This is a genomic window from Aeromonas sp. HMWF014 (assembly GCF_963878295.1).
Taxonomy (GTDB): Bacteria; Pseudomonadota; Gammaproteobacteria; order Enterobacterales; family Aeromonadaceae; genus Aeromonas; species Aeromonas popoffii.
Genome location: NZ_CAWNYS010000126.1, coordinates 1 through 7,870, shown reverse-complemented (window position 1 = coordinate 7,870; position 7,870 = coordinate 1). Strand labels below are relative to the sequence as shown.

Genomic DNA, 7,870 nt, shown 5'->3' with positions numbered 1-7,870 from the left:
CCTCTTTCACCACCACCGCCATGGCACCGTAAGGACAGGCCACCACGCAGGATTTGCAGCCGATGCAGCGCGCCTGCAACACCTTGACGCAACCATCTTCGGTCACGATGGCATGGTTGGGGCAGGCCAGGGCGCACGGCTTGTCTTCACACTGGCGGCAGAGCACAGGCGTGGTCACCTTGCTGCCGACGATCACCTTCAGGCGCGGCTGGAAATAGCTGTCTTTGGAGACCAGATGTCCATCCTCGATGGCAAGCTGCAGGCCCCCCTCCCGCTCAAGGGTCCCGCTGCCGGAGCTTGACTGGTGTGACACGGCGCAGGCCACCTCACAGGTACGACACCCAATACAGAGACTGGGATCTGCAATCACGAAGCTGTTCATAGAGAGGGATCCTAAATGGTTCGTTACTGCCGCACTGGCATCGCCCGGCGTGCCCAGGTGCCAGCCCCAAGGGGCCCACACTCACACACCGGCGACACAGCCGACCTGCTCACCGAGCATTTATCAGACCAAAAACGGACATGAGCGAAATAAAATTCACAAGCGATTGAAAGTAAAGGGGTAATAAGAATATTGGTCGCAGAATGTCAGGCCGGTGACGATGACGACAGCCCCGCAGCACTGTGGTCGACACGACAAAAGTGACGAGCTCGACACCGGCTGACAGGCCCCTGCCCCAGCTGATAATCGAGAGGCATAAATAGCGTTATCAGAGAGAATGGCGGGGCGGCTGATTGTTTGGTTGTCCTCGCTAACCCGCCCATCAGCATCAAGCCGAACGATAAAGCGCCTTACATTGATAAATTTATTGAGCCAGAGCCGGCTTTTAGCCCCTGCCCCTTCTGTTTTTTATCCATCTGGTTAATATGTGCCACTTGGCAACTAGCTTCAGGGGACCATTTCAATGAAATCCTGTGCGAGTTAAAAGCAGATCTGTATGGGTATTATGGTTTATAGATAAACTAAAATAAAAAGGATGTATTCGTGAATATTCAAGAAGCTCGATTGGGAAGCCTCAGGACATTACTTGGTATAATCCCAGAGTTAGAAGATAAAGATAGTTTGTTTTTCTTTAGAGGGCATGCAGATAAAGAATTCCTTCTGCGACCATCAATTTATAGAAAATCAGTTTGGATCTCCAATGAAGATAAAATGATTCGAGAGATCATCATGCGATGCCCATCTGAATTTAGTAGTATGGCGAGTAGCTTTGAAAAGCTTGTTAAGATGCAGCATTATGATTTACCAACTAGATTACTAGATATAACAGAAAACCCTCTCGTAGCCCTTTATTTTTCCTGCATCGGTGAAAACAACAAAGAAAAAGATGGTGAAATATTATTCTTTAAAATACCAAAATCAGATGTAAAGTATTTTGATAGTGATACCGTCAGCGTGGTTTCAAATATAGCATGGGCTAAGTCAGACTTTGAAATTGCAAAGCAATTCGATGGTGATTATAAAAGTTTTCATCATAAAAACAATCATCACGTATTAAAACTAATGCATGATATTAAGCAAGAGAAGCCTCATTTTTTAGAGCGAATTAACCCGCAGCATGTGAAAAGTGTAGTTTGTGTTAAACCAAAACTTGATAACCCGAGAGTTGTTCGACAAGATGGTGCTTTTTTGTTATTTGGGATTGAGCAAAATAAACTTACACCAGCCATTGTCCCCGACAATTGGATTTTTAGACCTAATGCCAAAAGATATATTATCAAAGCAGCTGATAAGGTAAGACTATTGAAACAGCTCGCTGGGGTTGGAATATCAAAAGCAAAATTATTCCCAGAAATCGATATGGTGTCTCAGTTTATCAAAAATGACTATGAACTGGATGAGATAGAGTTCGAGTCTAGTATTAAGAGTCTATCTCCGATAGATATAAAGGTGTTTTGGTAGAAAAATATGTTAAATTATTTTTCGTGACGTATGCAATGCCTATAGAGTCTTGTAAACAATGCGGGTAATTTTGATTTAAATATGAATCATCAAAAGATTAGGATTATAAGAAAACATTGTGAAAAAGTCGACACTGTAATTTTTACTTCTGTAGAACCTGTCGCTGACAAGTTGTATAGAGTATCAAAGGTCATTGCGAGTACCGTAGGGTGCAATAAGCGCAACGCATTGCACCTCTGCTCTTACGCATTAAATTAGCGGTGCAATTCACTTCGTTCATTGCACCCTACGTATATATCCTCTCTCTTTGTTTGATGGTGGCTGCTGTTATGGCGGCTACAACAGTCACCACACTGGCACGGCAGTCACTGACGGCTTGGCAGACGTGGGGCGGATGGTCTGGCTGGTGTCATTTATTACGCGGCCAGCTATCAGCAATGGCGGTGCAATGGCAGATGCCAATGCACCGCTCTGCGCAGTCATGGCGACAGCGCCCTGCCCTGACTAGCTCAGATCGTGCAGTGCTTTGCCAAGCGGAGGGGAAAGACGCATATCAGAGAAGGTCACCGCCAACCCTTCACGCTCCGGCGTACAGCACATGATGCCGATAAAGTTGCATGATGCCGCCGAGAAGGGACAGAGGCGCAACAAGGGCCAATGCTCACCATCGCAGGAATACTGCAACCGCAAAGCACCATTGGCTAACGTCAAGCGCAGCCAGAAGCGGCCTGCATGGCCTGTAAACACGCCCGTTGCCCAGTCAGAGCAAGGGTTGGTTAATACACTCCCTATCATGGGTTGCGCATCATTGAACTCAATGCCTGCTTTTAACCAGTGCTGCTCGTTCTGAATCAACATCAGGCCAGCCTGGTCATATAGCGTGGTGTAGTCGCCTTCGACGCACACTTGAAACGTAAAATCGCCCTCCACTTCACAGCCATAAACATGGCCAGAATGGCGCTGAAAGTCGTACCAGGTCGTTTGCCAAAAATCACTCTTGTGGTCGGTCACCACCTGCAATTTACCTTCGTTCAAGTGCCAGGTGGCTGGCTCGTTGAGCCAATACCATTTCTTTATGTCACATTTCATCGAATTCGCTTCCTTAGCAATATAGGCGGGGCCTCAATCAAGCTGTACCTTGCGGTAACTGAGAAACAGTGCGCAAGAGAGCAAGGTTACGCAGGTAAACGCACCAATTAAAGAGAAGATGTGAGCAAGCCCCCCTATGATGGCCGGCCCAATCAGAATACCTGAGTACCCCATCGTTGACACCGCAGCCACCGCCAGCGCATCGGGCATGGCCTTCTGGCGACCAGAGGCGGTAAATAACATGGGGGCAACGTTGGCCAGCCCAAGACCAATCAACAAAAAGGCACACGCCAGCATCCAGAGAGAAGTACTGAGCACCAATATGGTAAATCCACCGGTCGCCAATATTGCACTGGATACAAACACTCGTTTATGGCCAAACATGGCGATCACACGATCACCGGTAAATCGGCCAATCGTCATGGTCACGGCAAACAGGGTATAACCAACCCCGGCTTGATTGGCATTAACATTTGGCTGGCCCAGCAACAGTATGCCGCTCCAGTCGAGCATCGCCCCTTCCATGATGTAGGCAATAAAGCACAGGGCGCCCAAAATGATGACACTGCCATGTGGCAACACAAAAAATGGTGTATCACGCTGTTCCGATTCATTGAGCAATCCCTGCCAGGCCGACAGGATTAACAGCACCAGAAAAAATTGCACCATAAATACGACGTTCAGCGACGAGACGCCGAGCGCCAATAGCGCACTGACCACCCCTGCCCCGGTAATGCCGCCCAGACTGAACAGAGCATGGAAGCCTGACATTATGGGCTTGTTAGCACGTTTTTCAGTGATGACAGCATGAATATTGACCACCACATCCATGGCGCCTATTCCTGCCCCAAATATGAATAACGCTATCGCAATTGGCAAAACCTGATCCAACACAACCAGTGCCGGCAAGGTGAGCAGTACAACCAATAACGCCGAGGTAAAAACACGTCTGCAGCCATAGCGTGATGCCAGCATCCCTGATAGCGGCATCATCAGCAGTGAACCGAGACCAAAGGCCAGCAATATCGCCCCCATGGTGCCATTCTCGACTTGCAAACGTTCTTTTACGAGTGGGATAAGCGGGGCCCATGTGGCCAGACTGAAACCTGCAATAAAGAATGCTTTTCGCGTTGCCTGTACGGGTTGCTGGATAAAAAGCGGTATGGCTAACTCTGACATAATGAACTTCCTAAAACAGCTCCCTGTATTCAGGGAGCAAGAGATCAGACTGCGGGGTAAAACGATTTAAACGCATCAATGTCGCTTAATCGTTCAATGATGGCGACAGCATGTTTATAGTGTTGTTGATCAGATAACGCATGTGGCCAGGCATATACATGCTCAATCCCGGCACGTATTGCTGCCAGCATGCCAAGATCGGTATCTTCGATCACCACCACATTGTCCGCAGACGTATTCAATAACGCCAGCATGGCCAGATAGGGGTCTGGATGCGGCTTGGTTCGTGCCACATCATCACCAGAAATCAGCACAGGCGCCTCTGTTAGGCCAAGTAATGCGATATTGGCCAAGCAGATATCTCTGGGGGCGGTAGAGACAAATCCAAACTTGATATTTAACTTTTGCAAGGCCGCCGTCAAAGTCACGACACCCGGGCGAAGATATGCCTCGTTTAACTTTTCCTTATAGGTGGAAATTGTTTTTGAAACAATGTCTGATTGAAGCGCCTGCGGGACTTTTATATGCTCAAGCGTCTCTTCCAAACTTAAGCCAATCAACTGCTGAGGCTGATAGTAACAGGCATGGTCTGGAGCCAAATAGCGTAATACATCAAAGTGAAGTTGTTCACTGTCAACGATAACGCCATCAATATCAAATATAACCGTAATGGGCTGCATGATGTTTCTCTAACCGTTATTTTATATCTGCCAGACGCACCAGCACCTTACAGTTCGGCGTAAAAAATGGCGTCATTGTCTTATTGGCAATATCACAGCCAACTGTTTTGAAGGCTGCCTGATAATCTGAAAAATCGAACACATGACTGATCAGCTTTGCCACTGGAATGTCACCATCCCGGATCATCACATAGGCCCGCTCAAAACTGTTATTCAAGGAGTCGATGGATCCAATGACAGACAGACTTTTATCTGCAATTTTCAACACATCCAATTTTGCATGTTTGTCTTTCAACGCCACATTCAGTAGTTTCCCACCCGGAGCCAAATGGGAGAAAACAAGCTCGGTAAGTTGGCCAGTCGTATCGACACACAAGTCGATCTGACTCTGTTTACTGCCGTATTCCTGTTCCAGTGCCTGCTCGAAATCACTATATAACATGGTCGATGGCGGCAGGCATTCCCTGGCGAACTCGCTACGGCCCGGATTGTTTTCCACCAGGAAGGGTTTGAGGCCTTGATGATACAAAACCCACAGATAGAGCATCCCCATTGGTCCTGCCCCGACCACGGCGGCCCGAATATTGGTGTGGGTAATCGCCAGCTTATCGACACCGGTAATGGTACAGCTCAGGGGTTCGGTCAGAGAAGCGGCTTCCATACTGACGTGGTCATCCAGTTTGCGTAGAAAAGCCTCTTTGGCGCGATACTGATGAGCAAAAGCGCCATCATAGGACACACCGGCTTCGGTCCCCATTTTTTGTTCGCAGTGGTTGGGATTGCCCGTCTGGCACATCCTGCACTCGCCACAGGCATAAGTCGGGTTAACCACAACACGATCCCCAACCTTGAGCCTTGTCACTCCCTGACCAATCCGGGCCACAACGCCACTGGTCTCATGACCCAGCGTGGTGCCCGGCACGGCGACCGGATATGCGCCACTGATGATGCCAACATCAGTCCCACAAATACCGCATACCGCAATATCGACCACAACGTCATCCGCCTCAAGACAAGCAAGATCGTTTACCTTCACGACATCGACTTGCCACGACTTTGAATATTTGAGTGCCAGCATTATGCGACTTCCTTCACTAATGAATGAACTTTGCTCATTACAGAAAATGTTTCATCCAGCTTTAAAATAATTTCAGCCAAATGTTGACGGGTACAAATCAAGGGTGGACGAACTTTTAACGCCCGGCTTTTTCCATAACGCGCACCACGGATAATCAAGCCACGACTGGCAGCAATTTCTATTGCCTTGGCTGCATATTCTGCTGATGGTGTGTCAAAGCCAAACATGTAGCCTAATCCGCGAACACCTGAAATATCACGGTATTTGCTCTGCAGAGACAATAAACTATCACGCAAAAATTCTTCATTCTCTGTCACGTTTGCCAGAATCGCCTCATCCTCAATGATGTCAATGACCTCATTAAGCGCCACCAGGGAGAGTGGGTTGGCCCCTGACGTGCTGGAGTGTTCAAAAGATTCCAATACATCAAGCTCTGGTTTCATCAATACCCCGGCAGTCGGAATCCCAATACCACCAGCACCTTTGGCAAATACTATGATGTCCGGGTCCAGCTCTTTTGCATAACCATTAGAGGCAAAAAATGTTCCGGTACGGCCAAACCCCGTCTGAACTTCATCAGCAATAATAACAATGCCATTTTTATGGCAGAACTCTCTGAGAGACCGGTAAAACTCTTGCGGGATAACGATATTTCCACCATTACCCATAATCGGCTCGATAATAAGGCATGCTATATTATCGTTGGAACCTAACTGCAGCATTTCATCCAGATCAGGGTAACTCGCCAAAGAGGTATCATCAGCATTCATCGCCATGATACTTGGCGGGGTAGGTATTTTTAATGAACCCGCTATGTTGATGTTGAAATTCTTGATTCGGAATGCATTGCCTGAAATCTGGGCGGTAGCGAGAGATTGTCCATGATGTGACAAATAAAGTGATATGACACCCGAACGCTTGGTATATTTTTGTGCCATTCTGATGGCACATTCAACCGCACCAGAGCCAGACACATCACGCAACCAGATTCTGTCTATTGCGGGTGGTGTATGCTTGCGCAGTTTTTTAAGTATGTGTTGCGACATTTCCCATGTGTAAGCAGAACTAAGGTGAGCGCATCTGTCTATTTGCTGCTTCAATTTATTGGCCAGTCTCGGATGGGTATAGCCAAGCGGAAGATTGAATGTTCCAGATGCCGCGTCTATATTCTTGACATCATCGACATACAGATATGGACCATCACCACGATAACGCGACATGTTTTTTGTGAAAAAGTCTTCCATTTATACACTCCTTAGTTTGCTTACATACAAGCATCACATTTACCACAGCACTCTATTTATATGCAGATAAACCAGACTAGGCCCGGCCATTACTTGCATAAAAAATTGGACGTGGTTTTCCCCTGCCGAATAATTAAATCAGCAGTTATTACACGAGCAAGCGTGCTGAACGTTACAGAATAAAGCACAGTGCATGAAGAGTCGGCGCTTATTAAAAAGCACACAGCCAAGACATGCAATAATTAACAATTGCATCAGCTAAAGTATTGGCCAGCGTAATTAATACTGATGACTTTGTTAAATAACATACATCACTCTACAGACACACTCAGTGATTAAGCGTCTATGTTACATATCACACCCCATCCAAATACCAAGCATCTTGAACAATAAACATCCGAGAGGAAAGTGACCGGTTCAATCAAGCATCAGCAGGAACTGAAACCCATCAAAGATTGATCTTCAGCTGCCACTTTAAAAAATGACCAACATTGCAGACACAAATAATCGATGCCCAAAAACATTAATAATATTAATATCCCATACAGATTCACATGTCACCAAATAGTTTCCAATGAGCCCCCGGAAAGCGGTTTCATTTGGTCATGAATGACAATTAAAAACTTTAAAATTAGATTTAAATTTCATCATAGTTGAAAAAAACAAACTCTCTAACTTTGACATAACAATTTAATAG

At 46.6% G+C, this 7,870-nt stretch carries 7 protein-coding genes; 1 reads left to right on the top strand and 6 read right to left on the bottom strand.

Annotated elements, in window-relative coordinates; genetic code table 11:
* On the bottom strand, window positions 1-382 hold a 382-nt coding region (locus AAC083_RS05045), incomplete at its 3' end, for a 4Fe-4S binding protein (RefSeq protein WP_181364654.1).
* Between the two features lie 603 nt (window positions 383-985).
* Here AAC083_RS05045 and AAC083_RS05040 point away from each other — a divergent pair.
* Window positions 986-1,903: an FRG domain-containing protein gene (locus AAC083_RS05040; protein ID WP_108536011.1), complete on the top strand. Its 918-nt coding sequence runs from the start codon at window positions 986-988 to the stop codon at window positions 1,901-1,903.
* A 504-nt stretch (window positions 1,904-2,407) separates the two neighbouring features.
* Here AAC083_RS05040 and AAC083_RS05035 read toward each other — a convergent pair.
* From AAC083_RS05035 to AAC083_RS05015, 5 genes are read right to left on the bottom strand one after another with little or no spacing between them, the layout of a single operon-like run.
* Window positions 2,408-2,992: a DUF1349 domain-containing protein gene (locus tag AAC083_RS05035; RefSeq protein ID WP_108536010.1), complete on the bottom strand. Its 585-nt coding sequence runs from the start codon at window positions 2,990-2,992 to the stop codon at window positions 2,408-2,410.
* Window positions 2,993-3,025: 33 nt separating this feature from the next.
* Window positions 3,026-4,171, bottom strand: a complete 1,146-nt coding sequence (locus AAC083_RS05030) for an MFS transporter (RefSeq protein WP_042034274.1) — start codon at window positions 4,169-4,171, stop codon at window positions 3,026-3,028.
* A 44-nt stretch (window positions 4,172-4,215) separates the two neighbouring features.
* Entirely contained in the window at window positions 4,216-4,851 is a 636-nt protein-coding gene (locus AAC083_RS05025; RefSeq protein WP_108536009.1) for an HAD family hydrolase, read from the bottom strand.
* A gap of 16 nt (window positions 4,852-4,867) precedes the next feature.
* On the bottom strand, window positions 4,868-5,929 hold the full coding sequence (locus AAC083_RS05020; RefSeq protein WP_108536008.1) for a zinc-dependent alcohol dehydrogenase: 1,062 nt from the start codon (window positions 5,927-5,929) through the stop codon (window positions 4,868-4,870).
* On the bottom strand, window positions 5,929-7,173 hold the full coding sequence (locus AAC083_RS05015; RefSeq protein ID WP_042034279.1) for a class-III pyridoxal-phosphate-dependent aminotransferase: 1,245 nt from the start codon (window positions 7,171-7,173) through the stop codon (window positions 5,929-5,931). The genes AAC083_RS05020 and AAC083_RS05015 overlap by 1 nt, the downstream gene beginning before the upstream one ends.
* Window positions 7,174-7,870 lie beyond the last annotated feature (697 nt).